The following is a 13,486-nucleotide window of genomic DNA, read 5'->3' as shown; positions in this document are numbered from 1 at the left end:
ATGTGGTTGTTAACGCGTCCCCCCTGCGGGAGAACTGAAAAATGATGCGTGTTTATATCATATTAGCCCTGCGGAGTCAGTATTGCCGCACGTCCGGGCTGCATGAAAGCGCAATTCTGCGGCATGTCTCTGGCAACCGGATGAAAGGCTGTGTAAATTACCCGACCCTGAAGATCTGCAAACTGAAAAGAGATAGGATGCCCGCCATGAAACATGTCCCCGAGTTAAAGGATTTAGTTGACGATATGCCGCGATTTTCCGACGTATTGACGACATTCGCTGCCAAATTGCAGATCAATCTGGGTGAATTTCATGCCGATCATATTTCTGTGCGCTGTCATCAGAACACAACGGCAGAACGCTGGAGAGCAGGACTGGCAAAGTGCGGCAGCCTGCTCAATGAAACCCTGATTAACGGGCGACCAATCTGCCTGTTTACGCTCGATGAGCCGCTGACGGTCGGGCCGCTGAGCATTGATCTGGTGGAATTACCGTATCCGGGTGATAAGCGTTATCCGCATGAAGGCTGGGAGCATATTGAGATTGTGCTGGCGGGCGCAGAAGAAGAGTTGTCTGCGCGGGCGCTGGCACTGATTGCTGATGAAGCGCTGATGACGCCCGGTATAAAACTGAAGCAGAGTGCGCCGAAAGGGGAAAATGAGCGGTTACCTAACCCAACGTTGGCGGTCACTGACGGATCAGTGACCATTAAATTCCACCCGCACAGCCTGCGTGAAATTGTTGCCAGCGAAAGGGAAGAGGGTTAACGTCCGCATTTTTCCAGCGCAGTTTCCATGCGATCCAGCGCTTTCTCCAGTAAGGCGCGCTGACAACCGAAATTGAGGCGTACGCACATGGGCGCACCAAATTCGGCTCCACCGGAAAAACCGACGCCTGCTTCCACAAAGAAACGGTATGGATCGTCCACCGGTAATGCGCTGGCATCAATCCAGCCAAGATAGGTGCCTTCGGGTGTCAGCATGCGTAAGCCCGGCATGGCGTTGATGCGTGAAGTCACTACATTACGATTTTCACGCAAATAGTCGAGCTGCGCATTTAGCCACGCTTCGCCGTCGCGGTAGGCTGCGGTCGCCGCGACATACGCCAGAATATTGACGTGCGGCACGATGCCTTTGCTGGTGTTTAAAAATGTCCGACGCAGTTCAGGGTTCGGGATGATCGCCATCGACGCGCCCAGCCCGGCCAGATTGAATGTTTTCGACGGTGCCATCAGCGTAATCGAGCGTTGTTCTGCATCCGCATTGAGTGAGGCAAAAGGAATGTGCTTCAGGCCCGGCTCCAGAATCAGATCGCAATGGATTTCATCGGAACACACCACCAGATTGTGACGTCTGGCGAATGCCTGTTGTTGCAGCAATTCGTCGCGACGATAAACGGTACCGCCCGGATTATACGGATTGCACAGCATCAGCAGCCTTTCGCTGCCATCAAGCTGATTTTCGACTGTGGCAAAATCTGCCAGCCAGCGCTGTTGCAGTTCCTTGACAGGAATGGATTTAAATTGCCGGCCTTCGGATTGTGCTGCCTGCATAAAAGGCGGGTAAATTGGCATCGGCATCAGGCTGCTTTCGTGCGGTGCAACGTTGGCGCGCACGGCCACGTTCAGGCCACACACCAGACCCGGCAACCAGACAATCCATTCCGGCTTAATCGCCCAGTCATAAAGGGCAGCCAACCGTTTAACCACAATATCAATCAGTTCCGGCGGTGTAATGCCGTACCCGAAGACACCTTCGGCCACACGTTGTTGCAGTTCTTTAATTACCTGAGGCGGAGACGTGAAGTCAGTATCGGCGACCCAAAGTGGAATCACATCCTGTTGATCATATTTATTCCACTTAACGCTATCACTGTGACTGCGGTCTACCCACAAATCAAAATTGAGTGCCATAGTTAGCTTTCCTAAGCAGGCAGTTGGGCGGGAATGCCCATGTCAAAGCCTACGCGACATGGCCGGTTACAGACAAGTGTTGTAGCATAATGCCGTAATCAGGAGAGGTCACATGACTAAATTAGAAGTGTGTTGTTACAGCGTGGATTGTGCGTTAACAGCAGAACAAGCCGGAGCAGATCGCGTCGAATTATGCGCGAGCCAGGCAGATGGCGGGATTACGCCGAGTTACGGTACCCTCAAACTGGCGAGGGAAAAAGTGACAATCCCTGTACATCCGATTGTACGCCCGAGGGGGGTGACTTTTGCTATAGCCAAAGCGAATTTGATGTTTTGAAAAGTGACATCGCGATGATCCGCGATCTTGGTTATCCCGGTCTGGTGCTCGGCATGCTCGACGGTGAAGGGCACATTGATATGCCAAGAATGTGGGAAGTGATGGCGTTATGCGGCGATATGGCCGTGACATTTCACCGTGCTTTCGACATGTGCCTGAACCCGAAGATCGCGCTTGAGCAGTTGACTCAGTTAGGCGTGGCGCGCATTCTGACTTCAGGGCAGCAGCAAAATGCGGAAGTCGGTTTACCGATGCTTCGGGAACTGAATCAGCTAACGCGTGGTCCTATTATTATGGCAGGCGCAGGTGTGCGTCTGACGAATCTGCAAAAATTTGTCGATATTGGGCTGACCGAATTACACAGCTCAGCAGGGCGTCAGGTTCCCTCTTCTATGCGCTACCGCAAAGCCGGTGTCACCATGAGTTCCGATACCGATTTTGATGAATTCAGTCGTTATTGCGTGGACGGTGATATTGTTGCCGCAATGAAAAGTACATTGCAGTTTGACGATCAAATATCCCGCACGGCGTAATAATCTCAAAATTTAACCGGGTCACACGACCCTTATTGCGTCGCCCTGCGCAAGTACCAGGCCCCGTCATTTTGGCGGGGCTTTTTTTATTCTGAATTCCGGCTTTTAGCGGGTTTTGCCGCTGTTTCAATCAGGGTTACAAGGTGTTCAATGGCGTCATTTGTCGGAGTCGGATTATCGCTGTCGGCTACATTGCGGCGCAAAGATTCCACAACTTCTGTTTTTACATCAGGAAGGCTAATTGAAATAGACGCAATGCTGAATGCAATTGCGGCCTCCAGAGCCTGTGCTGTGCGCAGAAGAACGTCCGGATTATCGTGGGAGTCAGACATTTCATAACCTTGTTATTTTAATGGTTATGAAGAGTAGCATTTCTTTTACATTAAAAAAGGTTATCGGGATTACAAAACAGACAAGTGTGATGATTTAGTGAGGAAAGCGTCAGCCCCAGGTGAGATATGCCACACCAAACATGCCGGCCTTAACCACCAGACACATAACAAAAAGGCCTAAAACAATGACTGCACGATCAAAAAGGAATCGGATTCTTCGGCGCATACGCTTCTCCGCGACAGGTTCGCGTTCTGATGAATAACTTTGGCCGAATTTATACACGAAATAGTATGAATCAATCCAATGATAAAACATCAAAACAGGAAGCTTTACAAAGGCCTGGCGCGCAATGCCCGTCAGCCCTGATAGTAAGGCCAGAATAGAGTAATAAATTCGGGAGGTTTATGTCAGTCAGGGGTGTGCTGGCTACTTTTCGTAGAAGTTTTTTATTTTGATGGCGACGTCAATATTGGCCCAGTGCAATTCGTTTTCCTGATGCAGGCTGCTGCTGCCATCTTCCCAGGAAACATAATACGACACGATTTCCTTGTCGGACTCAAACGTATTCATCACGGTGCCTTTGATATCGCCGGATCTGTGTTGAACGATACTGCCTTTAGGGAATTTCATACATCCTCCCAGAACGTTAACCCCGATCTCTGTCAGAACAAACAGATAGCCATTCCGAAAGGTTAGACCTTTTTAATCCTGAATGTACAGCGTGACGAGGCAGAAAGCTGGATAAAAATTCGGGGGAATGTTTCCGCCAGACAGTGCGTCCGGCGGAGAAACCGGCATTAAGGTTTACGTGCGATAAGCAACGCGCGACGCGGTGCCGGGTAACCTTCGACAGTTTTGGTCGGATCGTTCGGATCGAGGAATTCGGCCAGCGACTCACTGGTCATCCAGTCGGTACGGCGCTGTTCTTCAACCGTAGTAACGCTGACGTCCGCGATGCGAACATCCACAAATCCGCATTTAATCAGCCAGTCCTTCAGTGCTTCGGCGGAGGGAATGAAGTAGATATTTCCCATCTGCGCGTAACGGTCGCCCGGCACCAGCACCTGCTGACTGTCGCCTTCGACCACCAGCGTTTCCAGCACCAGTTCACCTTCACTGACCAGCTGGTTTTTCAACTGATAAAGATGATCCAGCGGCGAGCGGCGGTGATAAAGCACGCCCATCGAGAATACGGTGTCAAAAGCATTCAGTTCAGGTAACTGTTCAATACCCAGCGGCAATAAATGTGCACGCTGATCGCCGCCCAGCAATTTACGCACGGCTTCGAACTGACACAGGAAAAGCTGCATTGGATCGATACCGACAGCCAGATGTGCGCCCGCGCCAATCATGCGCCACATGTGATAACCGCTGCCGCACCCGACATCTAAAATTGTACGGCCCGCCAGAGAAGAGATATGCGGCAGTACGCGATCCCATTTCCAGTCAGAACGCCATTCTGTATTTATTTCAACGTCATACAGCGAAAAAGGCCCTTTGCGCCACGGCATCATATTGCGCAGCAGGTTTTCGATACCTTCGCGCTGACCGGCGGGCAGAGGGATTTCCATATTAGCCGAAACGCTGTGCAGCAAATCCAGACGCTCCGGTTGTAAAAGCGGCAGGCGGTCCACCGAGTTAAACCACAGTTTAAATTTGCCGTGCAGCGACTCTTTCTGCCATGCGGTCAGTTGCGAAGGCAAAGTGTTAAGCCACGGGCTCAGCGGGCCTTTGGCAATCACGCGGTAAAAATCACCAAAATCAATCATTTTGCTTCTCCGGCTTTCACGGCAATCAGTGAGCCAAAGTTGAAGCACTGGAACCAGAGTTCTGTGTGCTGGAAACCGGCCTGATGCAGGCGCCCTTTGTGGGTTTCAACAGAATCGGTCAGCATCACGTTTTCCAGCATGCTGCGTTTCTGGCTGATTTCCAGTTCGCTGTAACCGTTCGCACGTTTGAAATCATGATGCATATTGAAGAGCAGTTCGCCGACGTCTTTGTCCGCGAAATTGAATTTTTCTGACAGCACCAGCGCCGCACCCGGCCGCATTCCCTGATAAACCTGATTCAGCAAGCGCTGACGATCGTCCGGTTCAAGGAATTGCAGGGTGAAATTGAGCACCACCATCGAGGCATTTTTGAGTTCGATATCCAGAATATCGGCTTCGATAACGTTAACCGGCGTATCGGCGCGGAAAGCGTCGATGTGGCGACGGCAGCGTTCCACCATGGCGGGGGAATTATCGACAGCAATGATTTCGCATCCCGAGACCTTGATATTGCGACGCATCGACAGCGTAGCCGCACCAAGCGAGCAACCCAGATCGTAGACATTCGTGTCGGGCTTAACAAAGCGCTCGGCGAGCATGCCAATCATCGAAATAATGTTGGAATAACCCGGTACAGAACGTTGGATCATATCGGGGAAAACTTCAGCAACGCGTTCATCGAACGTCCAGTCGCCCAGCTTATCTATCGGTGCAGAAAACAGCGTATCGTGCTTTGCCATAAGGATGAGTCGAACCAAAAAATTGAAAGGGCAGAATTTTGAGGCAGAATTTTAGCAGATACTGAGGCAGGCAGATACCTGTGCGCGGCGCTGCCCGTAAAAAACGGCGGAAAAGTTAGTCAAATGCCAGAAACTGGGACCACGGCAGATAGACGATATTTGCGATAACCATCAATACCAGTGAGATGTAAGTGGCGGCCATGCCGCTGCGGCGCCAGGCGAATTCACGATTTTTTAAACCGTAGTAGTGGAACAGACGACCAATAATCAACAGCAATCCGCAGGCGTGGATCATCCAGACGCCGGCACCGTTCATTTCCATGAACAGCAGCAATAAACAACCGATTGGCAGGTATTCGACGGCGTTGCCGTGGACACGGATGGCGGTTTGTAATTCGTAGGATCCGCCGTCGCCAGTGGCAATCCGATATTGCATTCTCAGACGTACCACATCAAAAGAGAGTTTGATCAAAAGTATGGCGGCAAGCACGACATATAACGCGCTAATCATGATGACTTCCTTGGTTATTCCCTGTGATCCTATTGGGCAATGACCTGCTTCACTGCGCCACTATGATAGCGGTAAGACGCAAAACTGTCGCCAGACAATCATGCAATTTTTAGAATAGCGCGTCCTGTTCCGGCCAGTCTGGCGCAGGCTGAATGCCAGGGATTTGCGCCCGCAGCAGGGGCCAGAGACTGCGCGCCTGCTGGGGCGCGTCGGTGCAATCCGGCGTGTGAATAAACAAATAAGGAGAAAGCCCCTGCGTTTCCCACATCGCCAGTTTGGCTGCCCACTGGGCGAAGAGCGGTTTGTTATCTTCCAGAATATCGCCCCCGATAAAACGCACGATTGGGCGCGATGCGGTCATCACAGCGTGCAGCGGCAGAATCGGTTTTTTACGTTTTGCGTCGAGCACGGCTTCAGTTTGTGATTTCGAACTGTGAACCGGGCGGCTGTCGAGAATGGTGCGGTTAATGCCGCGCTGATGTAATCCCTGATTCAGCGCGCGTTCGGCATCGCCCTTGGCGAAAAAATCAGAATGGCGTACTTCAACGCCGTAATCAAAACCGGCGGGCAGGGCATCCAGAAACTGCCATAAACGCTCAAGATGTGCGGGTGCGAAAGCGGGAGGAAGCTGTAACCAGAGCTGCCCGATGCGTTCGCCAAGCGGCTCCAGCGTGCGGTAAAACGTATCGACATCTTCCTGACAGTTTGCCAGTGCGGCTTTGTGGCTGATCGCCGACGGGAATTTGAAACAAAACCGGAAGGATTCGGGCGTCATGTCGCGCCAGCGCATCACCACGTCCTGTTTCGGCAACGCATAAAACGTGGTATTGCCTTCGACACAATTGAAATACCGGGCGTAATCCGCCAGATCGCGAAGCCCGATGCGAGCCCATGCACTGTGGTGCCATTGCGGTAAACCAATATACATGCCGCGTTTCCTTTGATTTTCCATAATAAAACGCCGCCTGTGCGGGCGGCGTCAGGGATATTCCGGCAGGGTAACGTTACTGCGCCAACGCGGCAAGTACTTCGGCGGTTGAGCGCACGCGGCTGATGCGCGGGAAAATAAACTGCACACTGGACTGGTGATGATCGTTGTTGTGCGCGCTGCACGCATCTTCAGCGATCACCAGTTCATAGCCGTGTTCCCAGGCGTTACGGGCGGTGGATTCCACACCGATATTGGTGGAAATACCGGCCAGCACGATGCTTTTAATGCCACGGCGGCGCAGTTGTAAATCCAGATCCGTACCGTAGAACGCGCCCCACTGGCGTTTAACCACCAGCAGGTCTTTATCGGTGACGCCCAGTTGTTCCGGGAATTCCCACCAGCTTGCCGGTAAACCGCCTTCCGGCGCAGCAGAGGGCACGTCAACCGGCTGTTTCAGCGCTTCGTCAAAAGAGTCGGACCAGCCCACGCGCACCATTACAACCGGCGAGCCCAGTTTACGGAAACGGTTTGCCAGTTCAGTGGCGTTATCCAGAACCTGCTGCGCGGTGTGCGGACCTCCCGCAAACGGCAGAATGCCTTTCTGTAAGTCGATCAGCACCAAAGCGGTCGTTTTAGGGTCAAGTTTCATGGCGTTTAGCTCCCGGTTATCAAAGTGGGTAAATACAGGAAGGAAGAATGAACGGCGTGTACAAAGGGGATAGCGGGAGTCTATGCTAACGCGTGGGTCGAAATGGGGATAATTTTGTTAAATTATGTGTAGCAAGCAACATGCGCGAATTTCCGCGCCAGCCTTGATGTGTTCGCACTTATCCTGCGGCGGAAATTCCTTTATAATAGCCGCCTTTTTTCGAACCAAATAAAACCCATTCCGCGCGCTGCACAGTTTTGCGGCGGGCGACCAGAGTGAATAACCGTTTCTGTACCTGTGCGCCATGAGGCCGGGTAGTGGGATCAAAAGGATACCGTTATGCGTACTGTATATTGTGGAAAGCTGAATGCGTCCAATGTGGGCCAGGAAGTGACATTGTGTGGCTGGGTTAACCGTCGCCGCGATTTGGGTGGTTTGATTTTCATTGATATGCGTGACCGCGAAGGTATCGTTCAGGTCTTCTTCGACCCGGATCAGGCAGACGCCTACAAACTGGCTTCTGAACTGCGTAACGAGTTTTGCATTCAGCTCACCGGCACCGTGCGTGCGCGTCCTGAAAGCCAGTTCAACAAAGACATGGCGACCGGTGAAGTGGAAGTGTTTGCCAGCCAGCTGAACATCATCAACCGTTCAGAAGCGCTGCCGCTGGACTCCAACCACGTCAACACCGAAGAAGCGCGCCTGAAATACCGCTATCTGGATTTGCGTCGTCCTGAGATGGCTAACCGACTGAAAGCGCGCGCAAAAATCACCAGCTTCGTGCGTCGTTTCATGGACAGCCATGACTTCCTCGACATCGAAACTCCGATGCTGACCAAAGCCACGCCGGAAGGTGCGCGTGACTATCTGGTGCCAAGCCGTGTGCATAAAGGCAAGTTCTACGCATTGCCGCAGTCCCCGCAGCTGTTCAAACAGTTGCTGATGATGTCCGGTTTTGACCGTTACTATCAGATTGTTAAATGCTTCCGTGACGAAGATTTACGTGCCGACCGTCAGCCAGAATTTACCCAGATCGACGTGGAAACCTCTTTCATGAGCGCTGAGCAAGTGCTCGAAGTGATGGAGAAACTGGCCCGCGAACTGTGGCAGGAAATCAAAGGCGTAGATCTGGGCGATTTCCCGATCATGACCTATGCAGAGGCAATGCGTCGTTTCGGTTCAGACAAACCAGACCTGCGTAACCCGATGGAAATGGTTGATGTTGCTGACCTGATGAAAAACATCGAGTTCAAAGTGTTCGCTGATCCGGCAAACGATCCGAAAGGACGTGTGGCCGCATTGCGCGTTCCGGGCGGCGCACAGCTGAGCCGTAAGCAAATCGACGAGTACGCGAAATTCATCGAAATTTACGGCGCGAAAGGTCTGGCTTACATCAAAGTCAACGACGTGGCCAAAGGTCTGGAAGGGATTCAGAGCCCGGTGGCGAAGTTCCTCAATGCGGATTTGCTGTCAGCACTGATTGAACGTACCGGCGCGCAAGACGGCGACATGATCTTCTTCGGCGCAGCCAGCGCGAAGATTGTCACCGACGCTATCGGCGCACTGCGTCTGAAAGTGGGCCGCGACCTGAAAATCACCCGCGAAGACATGTGGGCTCCGCTGTGGGTTATCGACTTCCCGATGTTTGAAGACACCGACGAAGGCGGCCTGAGCGCCATGCACCACCCGTTCACCGCACCGAAAGAGATGACGGCGCAGGAACTGGCGGCGAACCCGGTTTCCGCTATCGCGAACGCGTACGACATGGTCATCAACGGCTACGAAGTGGGCGGTGGTTCCGTGCGTATTCACCGCAGCGAAATGCAGCAGACCGTGTTCAGCATTCTGGGCATTAACGAACATGAACAGCGCGAGAAATTTGGCTTCCTGCTCGACGCCCTGAAATACGGCACACCGCCACATGCCGGTCTGGCATTTGGTCTGGATCGCCTGGTCATGCTCCTGACCGGTACAGATAACATCCGTGATGTGATCGCCTTCCCGAAAACCACGGCCGCGGCCTGTCTGATGACCGAAGCCCCAAGCTTCGCGAATCCGGCGTCTTTGCTGGAACTCGGTATTGCGGTTGTCGCGAAAAAAGAAGTGACACCAGACACAAATACAGAGAATAACTAATGAGCTATAAGCGTCCTGAGTCGATACTGTGCGTCATCTACGCCAGAAACACCGGCAGGGTGCTGATGCTCCAGCGAAAGGATGACCCGAATTTCTGGCAGTCGGTGACCGGCAGTCTGGAAGGCGGGGAATCCCCGAGTCAAACCACGCAGCGTGAAGTGATGGAAGAGATCGGCATCGACATCGCAGGTGAAAACCTGCCTCTTCATGATTGTGACCGCTGCGAGGAGTTTGAAATATTTGCGCATTTGCGCCATCGCTATGCTCCCGGCGTAACCCGTAATAAAGAACATTGGTTCTGTCTGGCGTTACCCGACGAGCGTGATGTGGTTCTTACCGAACATCACGCGTACCGGTGGCTGGGAAAAGCGGAAGCGGCAGCGCTGACCGTCTCCCCGAGCAACCAGCAGGCGATTGAAGAATTTGTAAACTATTCGGTCTGTTAAGACTTTAGACTTTTTGGAGATATTTATGGCAGGTCACAGTAAGTGGGCCAACACCAAGCACCGCAAAGCGGCGCAAGATTCTAAACGTGGCAAAATTTTCACCAAAATCATTCGTGAGCTGGTTACCGCTGCACGTCTGGGCGGCGGCGATGCGGGTTCAAACCCACGTCTGCGCGCTGCAATTGATAAAGCACTGTCCAACAACATGACCCGCGATACCCTGAACCGTGCCATTGCGCGTGGCATCGGGGGTGACGAAGACACCAACATGGAAACCATCATTTATGAAGGTTACGGCCCGGGTGGTTCTGCAATCATGGTGGAATGTCTGAGTGACAACCGCAACCGTACCGTGGCAGAAGTGCGTCACGCCTTCAACAAAACCGGTGGCAATCTGGGCACCGACGGTTCCGTTTCTTACCTCTTCTCCAAAAAAGGCGTCATTACGTTTGCACCGGGCCTGGATGAGGATGTGCTGATGGAAGCCGCACTGGAAGCGGGCGCAGAAGACATCGTTTCTTACGACGATGGTGCCATCGACGTGTTTACTGCCTGGGAAAGTCTGGGTGACGTGAAAGACGCGCTGGAAGCGGCCGGTTACAAAGCTGACTCCGCCGAAGTCACCATGATCCCATCGACCAAAGCCGATATGGATGCAGATACTGCACCTAAACTGTTGCGCCTGATCGACATGCTGGAAGATTGTGACGACGTACAAGAGGTTTACCACAACGGTGAAATCTCCGACGAGATCGCAGAAACTCTGTAATCTCACCGCAGCCGGTGGTCTCCACCGGCTGGCTATTCTCAAATCCCTCAGCAGTTTATACTGTCCCCCACTTTCTCAAAAAAACGACAACACAAGGCGTTGAGCGGCTATGGCTATTATTCTGGGGATCGACCCCGGTTCACGCATCACCGGCTATGGCATTATCCGCCAGACAGGGCGCCAGCTCAGCTATCTGGGCAGCGGCTGTATCCGTACCGTCGTTGACGATATGCCGGGGCGTTTGAAGTTAATTTATGCCGGCGTTTCGGAAATTATCACGCAGTTTCAGCCTGACTTTTTTGCCATCGAATCGGTGTTTATGGCGAAAAACGCGGACTCCGCGTTAAAGCTCGGTCAGGCGCGCGGGGCGGCTATTGTGGCCGCCGTGAACCAGGATTTACCGGTGTTTGAATATGCCGCGAGGCAGGTTAAACAGACGGTTGTCGGCACAGGCGCGGCCGAAAAATCGCAGGTACAGCACATGGTGCGTTCAATCCTGAAACTGCCCGCCAATCCACAGGCCGATGCCGCCGATGCGCTGGCAATTGCGATTACCCACTGCCACATGAGCCAGAATGCGATTCGGTTGAGTTCTGATAAATTGCAGATGGCGCGCGGGCGTATGCGATAGACGCCGCAAGTTCATTAGGCTGGATATCCATCCAGCCTTTTTTATGATATAAACATTTCTGCTTTTGACCTGATAAGGAAAATGAACGTGATAGGCAGACTTCGAGGCATTATTCTGGAAAAACAGCCACCTCTGGTGCTGTTGGAAATCAACGGCGTGGGCTATGAAGTTCAGTTGCCGATGACCTGTTTTTACGAATTGCCCGAACTGGGTCAGGAAGCCATCATCTTCACGCAATTTATCGTTCGCGAAGATGCCCAACTGCTCTACGGGTTCAATGACAAACAGGAACGTGCGCTGTTTCGCGAGCTGATTAAAGTTAACGGCGTCGGGCCAAAGCTGGCACTGGCAATCTTGTCAGGCATGTCGGCACAGCAGTTTGTCAGCGCAGTGGAAAAGGAAGAAATCACTGCCTTAATTAAGTTACCTGGCGTCGGTAAGAAAACCGCAGAACGCCTGGTCGTCGAAATGAAAGACCGGTTTAAAGGATTAAACGGTGATCTATTTAACAATCATACTGATATCACGCTACCTGCATCGGCGTCGAAAGCGAAAGAATCTGATGCCGAAGGTGAAGCAGTCGCTGCCCTGATATCCCTCGGATACAAGCCGCCGGAAGCCAGCCGCATGATCAGTAAAGTGGCGAAGCCGGGTGCGGAATCCGAAACGTTGATTAGAGAAGCGCTGCGCGCGGCGCTGTGAGGTAAACGATGATTGAAGCTGACCGCCTGATTTCTTCTGAAGTTTTCGGTGAAGAGGAAGTCATTGACCGTGCGATCCGCCCGAAGCTGCTCAGCGAATACGTTGGGCAGCCTCACGTGCGCTCGCAGATGGAAATCTTTATTCAGGCGGCAAAGCAACGCAAAGACGCACTCGATCACCTGCTGATTTTCGGGCCGCCGGGGCTGGGTAAAACCACGCTGGCGAACATCGTTGCCAACGAAATGGGCGTGAATCTGCGCACGACTTCCGGGCCGGTGCTGGAAAAAGCCGGTGATCTTGCTGCGATGCTGACCAATCTCGAACCTCACGATGTTTTGTTCATCGACGAAATCCACCGTCTCTCGCCGGTTGTCGAAGAAATTCTGTATCCGGCGATGGAAGATTATCAGCTGGATATCATGATTGGTGAAGGCCCGGCGGCGCGTTCCATCAAACTCGATTTACCCCCGTTTACCCTGATTGGTGCCACGACGCGTGCCGGTTCCCTGACGTCTCCGCTGCGTGACCGTTTCGGTATTGTCCAACGTCTGGAGTTCTATCAGGTCGCCGATTTACAGCACATCGTCGGGCGCAGTGCGTCCTGTCTCGGGCTGCAACTGTCGGAAGAAGGTGCGCATCAGATTGCCCGCCGTTCGCGTGGTACGCCACGTATCGCCAACCGTTTATTGCGCCGCGTGCGTGACTTTGCCGAAGTGAAAGGCGACGGCACGATCAACGGTGACGTGGCAAACGGCGCGCTGGACATGCTGGATGTCGATGCGGAAGGTTTCGATTATATGGACCGCAAACTGCTGCTGGCGATTATTGATAAATTCATGGGCGGGCCGGTGGGGCTGGATAACTTAGCCGCCGCGATTGGTGAAGAACGCGAAACGATAGAAGACGTGATCGAACCGTTCCTTATCCAGCAGGGCTTTATCCAGCGCACGCCGCGCGGACGTATGGCAACCAATCATGCGTATAAGCATTTCGGCATCACGCGGGAAACTGAATAACCGCAGTTTTATGCCTGTGAAAACAAGCGACCTGCGAAAACGAACAACCTGTAAAAACGGACGCTGAGGCG

At 52.8% G+C, this 13,486-nt stretch carries 15 protein-coding genes and 1 pseudogene; 8 read left to right on the top strand and 8 right to left on the bottom strand.

Annotated elements, in window-relative coordinates; genetic code table 11:
* The first annotated feature begins 206 nt into the window (after positions 1–206).
* Positions 207–767 (top strand): VOC family protein, encoded by a 561-nt coding sequence (locus ACM5QY_RS18400; protein ID WP_416122123.1) that lies wholly within the window; start codon positions 207–209, stop codon positions 765–767.
* On the opposite strand, the gene ACM5QY_RS18395 is transcribed toward ACM5QY_RS18400, so the two are convergent.
* Entirely contained in the window at positions 764–1,912 is a 1,149-nt protein-coding gene (locus tag ACM5QY_RS18395; RefSeq protein ID WP_416122122.1) for a MalY/PatB family protein, read from the bottom strand. The two genes, ACM5QY_RS18400 and ACM5QY_RS18395, sit on opposite strands and share 4 nt — an antisense overlap.
* A gap of 112 nt (positions 1,913–2,024) precedes the next feature.
* Here ACM5QY_RS18395 and cutC point away from each other — a divergent pair.
* Positions 2,025–2,782: pseudogene (gene cutC / locus ACM5QY_RS18390) on the top strand (copper homeostasis protein CutC).
* Between the two features lie 86 nt (positions 2,783–2,868).
* Here the strand turns inward: cutC and ACM5QY_RS18385 are convergent.
* From ACM5QY_RS18385 to ACM5QY_RS18355, 7 genes are all read right to left on the bottom strand, one after another.
* Positions 2,869–3,114, bottom strand: coding sequence for a hypothetical protein (locus ACM5QY_RS18385; RefSeq protein WP_416122121.1), 246 nt, complete (start codon positions 3,112–3,114; stop codon positions 2,869–2,871).
* Positions 3,115–3,541: 427 nt separating this feature from the next.
* A complete protein-coding gene (locus ACM5QY_RS18380) occupies positions 3,542–3,745 on the bottom strand; it encodes a hypothetical protein (RefSeq protein ID WP_104922452.1) in 204 nt (67 codons plus the stop codon).
* Between the two features lie 167 nt (positions 3,746–3,912).
* Complete coding sequence (gene cmoB / locus ACM5QY_RS18375; protein WP_416122120.1) at positions 3,913–4,884, bottom strand: tRNA 5-methoxyuridine(34)/uridine 5-oxyacetic acid(34) synthase CmoB; 972 nt, start codon at positions 4,882–4,884, stop codon at positions 3,913–3,915.
* On the bottom strand, positions 4,881–5,624 hold the full coding sequence (gene cmoA, locus ACM5QY_RS18370) for a carboxy-S-adenosyl-L-methionine synthase CmoA (RefSeq protein WP_416122119.1): 744 nt from the start codon (positions 5,622–5,624) through the stop codon (positions 4,881–4,883). The genes cmoB and cmoA overlap by 4 nt, the downstream gene beginning before the upstream one ends.
* 115 nt (positions 5,625–5,739) lie before the next feature.
* Positions 5,740–6,135, bottom strand: coding sequence for an MAPEG family protein (locus tag ACM5QY_RS18365; RefSeq protein ID WP_416122118.1), 396 nt, complete (start codon positions 6,133–6,135; stop codon positions 5,740–5,742).
* A 109-nt stretch (positions 6,136–6,244) separates the two neighbouring features.
* A complete protein-coding gene (locus tag ACM5QY_RS18360; RefSeq protein ID WP_416122117.1) occupies positions 6,245–7,063 on the bottom strand; it encodes a DUF72 domain-containing protein in 819 nt (272 codons plus the stop codon).
* Positions 7,064–7,139: 76 nt separating this feature from the next.
* Positions 7,140–7,715, bottom strand: coding sequence for a hydrolase (locus ACM5QY_RS18355; protein ID WP_416122116.1), 576 nt, complete (start codon positions 7,713–7,715; stop codon positions 7,140–7,142).
* 339 nt (positions 7,716–8,054) lie between these two features.
* Here ACM5QY_RS18355 and aspS point away from each other — a divergent pair, with 339 nt between their 5' ends.
* From aspS to ruvB, 6 genes are all read left to right on the top strand, one after another.
* Positions 8,055–9,851, top strand: coding sequence for an aspartate--tRNA ligase (aspS, locus tag ACM5QY_RS18350; RefSeq protein ID WP_416122115.1), 1,797 nt, complete (start codon positions 8,055–8,057; stop codon positions 9,849–9,851).
* Complete coding sequence (gene nudB / locus ACM5QY_RS18345; protein WP_416122114.1) at positions 9,851–10,297, top strand: dihydroneopterin triphosphate diphosphatase; 447 nt, start codon at positions 9,851–9,853, stop codon at positions 10,295–10,297. Before aspS ends, nudB begins: the two co-directional genes overlap by 1 nt.
* A gap of 25 nt (positions 10,298–10,322) precedes the next feature.
* Positions 10,323–11,066 carry a YebC/PmpR family DNA-binding transcriptional regulator gene (locus tag ACM5QY_RS18340; RefSeq protein ID WP_416122113.1) on the top strand — a complete coding sequence of 248 codons (744 nt, stop codon included), beginning with the start codon at positions 10,323–10,325 and terminating at the stop codon, positions 11,064–11,066.
* Positions 11,067–11,175: 109 nt separating this feature from the next.
* The gene (gene ruvC / locus ACM5QY_RS18335) at positions 11,176–11,697 is read left to right on the top strand and encodes a crossover junction endodeoxyribonuclease RuvC (RefSeq protein WP_015696865.1); all 522 of its coding nucleotides are present in this window, start codon (positions 11,176–11,178) and stop codon (positions 11,695–11,697) included.
* An 87-nt stretch (positions 11,698–11,784) separates the two neighbouring features.
* The gene (ruvA, locus tag ACM5QY_RS18330; RefSeq protein ID WP_416122112.1) at positions 11,785–12,399 is read left to right on the top strand and encodes a Holliday junction branch migration protein RuvA; all 615 of its coding nucleotides are present in this window, start codon (positions 11,785–11,787) and stop codon (positions 12,397–12,399) included.
* Positions 12,400–12,407: 8 nt separating this feature from the next.
* The gene (ruvB, locus tag ACM5QY_RS18325) at positions 12,408–13,415 is read left to right on the top strand and encodes a Holliday junction branch migration DNA helicase RuvB (protein ID WP_416122111.1); all 1,008 of its coding nucleotides are present in this window, start codon (positions 12,408–12,410) and stop codon (positions 13,413–13,415) included.
* Positions 13,416–13,486 lie beyond the last annotated feature (71 nt).

Source organism: Rahnella sp. PCH160 (assembly GCF_047784855.1).
GTDB lineage: Bacteria > Pseudomonadota > Gammaproteobacteria > Enterobacterales > Enterobacteriaceae > Rahnella.
Note: the sequence above shows the minus strand (reverse complement) of the source record. Positions and strands in the feature narration are given on the sequence as shown.

Bases quoted from the DNA above. Each gene is read 5' to 3' on its own strand.
- ACM5QY_RS18395 (WP_416122122.1), bottom strand. From the start codon at position 1,912: ATGGCACTCAATTTTGATTTGTGGGTAGACCGCAGTCACAGTGATAGC.
- ACM5QY_RS18400 (WP_416122123.1), top strand. From the start codon at position 207: ATGAAACATGTCCCCGAGTTAAAGGATTTAGTTGACGATATGCCGCGA.
- ruvB (WP_416122111.1), top strand. From the start codon at position 12,408: ATGATTGAAGCTGACCGCCTGATTTCTTCTGAAGTTTTCGGTGAAGAG.
- aspS (WP_416122115.1), top strand. From the start codon at position 8,055: ATGCGTACTGTATATTGTGGAAAGCTGAATGCGTCCAATGTGGGCCAG.
- ACM5QY_RS18355 (WP_416122116.1), bottom strand. From the start codon at position 7,715: ATGAAACTTGACCCTAAAACGACCGCTTTGGTGCTGATCGACTTACAG.
- cmoB (WP_416122120.1), bottom strand. From the start codon at position 4,884: ATGATTGATTTTGGTGATTTTTACCGCGTGATTGCCAAAGGCCCGCTG.
- ACM5QY_RS18365 (WP_416122118.1), bottom strand. From the start codon at position 6,135: ATGATTAGCGCGTTATATGTCGTGCTTGCCGCCATACTTTTGATCAAA.
- ACM5QY_RS18380 (WP_104922452.1), bottom strand. From the start codon at position 3,745: ATGAAATTCCCTAAAGGCAGTATCGTTCAACACAGATCCGGCGATATC.
- ruvC (WP_015696865.1), top strand. From the start codon at position 11,176: ATGGCTATTATTCTGGGGATCGACCCCGGTTCACGCATCACCGGCTAT.
- ACM5QY_RS18385 (WP_416122121.1), bottom strand. From the start codon at position 3,114: ATGTCTGACTCCCACGATAATCCGGACGTTCTTCTGCGCACAGCACAG.
- ACM5QY_RS18340 (WP_416122113.1), top strand. From the start codon at position 10,323: ATGGCAGGTCACAGTAAGTGGGCCAACACCAAGCACCGCAAAGCGGCG.
- cmoA (WP_416122119.1), bottom strand. From the start codon at position 5,624: ATGGCAAAGCACGATACGCTGTTTTCTGCACCGATAGATAAGCTGGGC.
- ACM5QY_RS18360 (WP_416122117.1), bottom strand. From the start codon at position 7,063: ATGTATATTGGTTTACCGCAATGGCACCACAGTGCATGGGCTCGCATC.
- nudB (WP_416122114.1), top strand. From the start codon at position 9,851: ATGAGCTATAAGCGTCCTGAGTCGATACTGTGCGTCATCTACGCCAGA.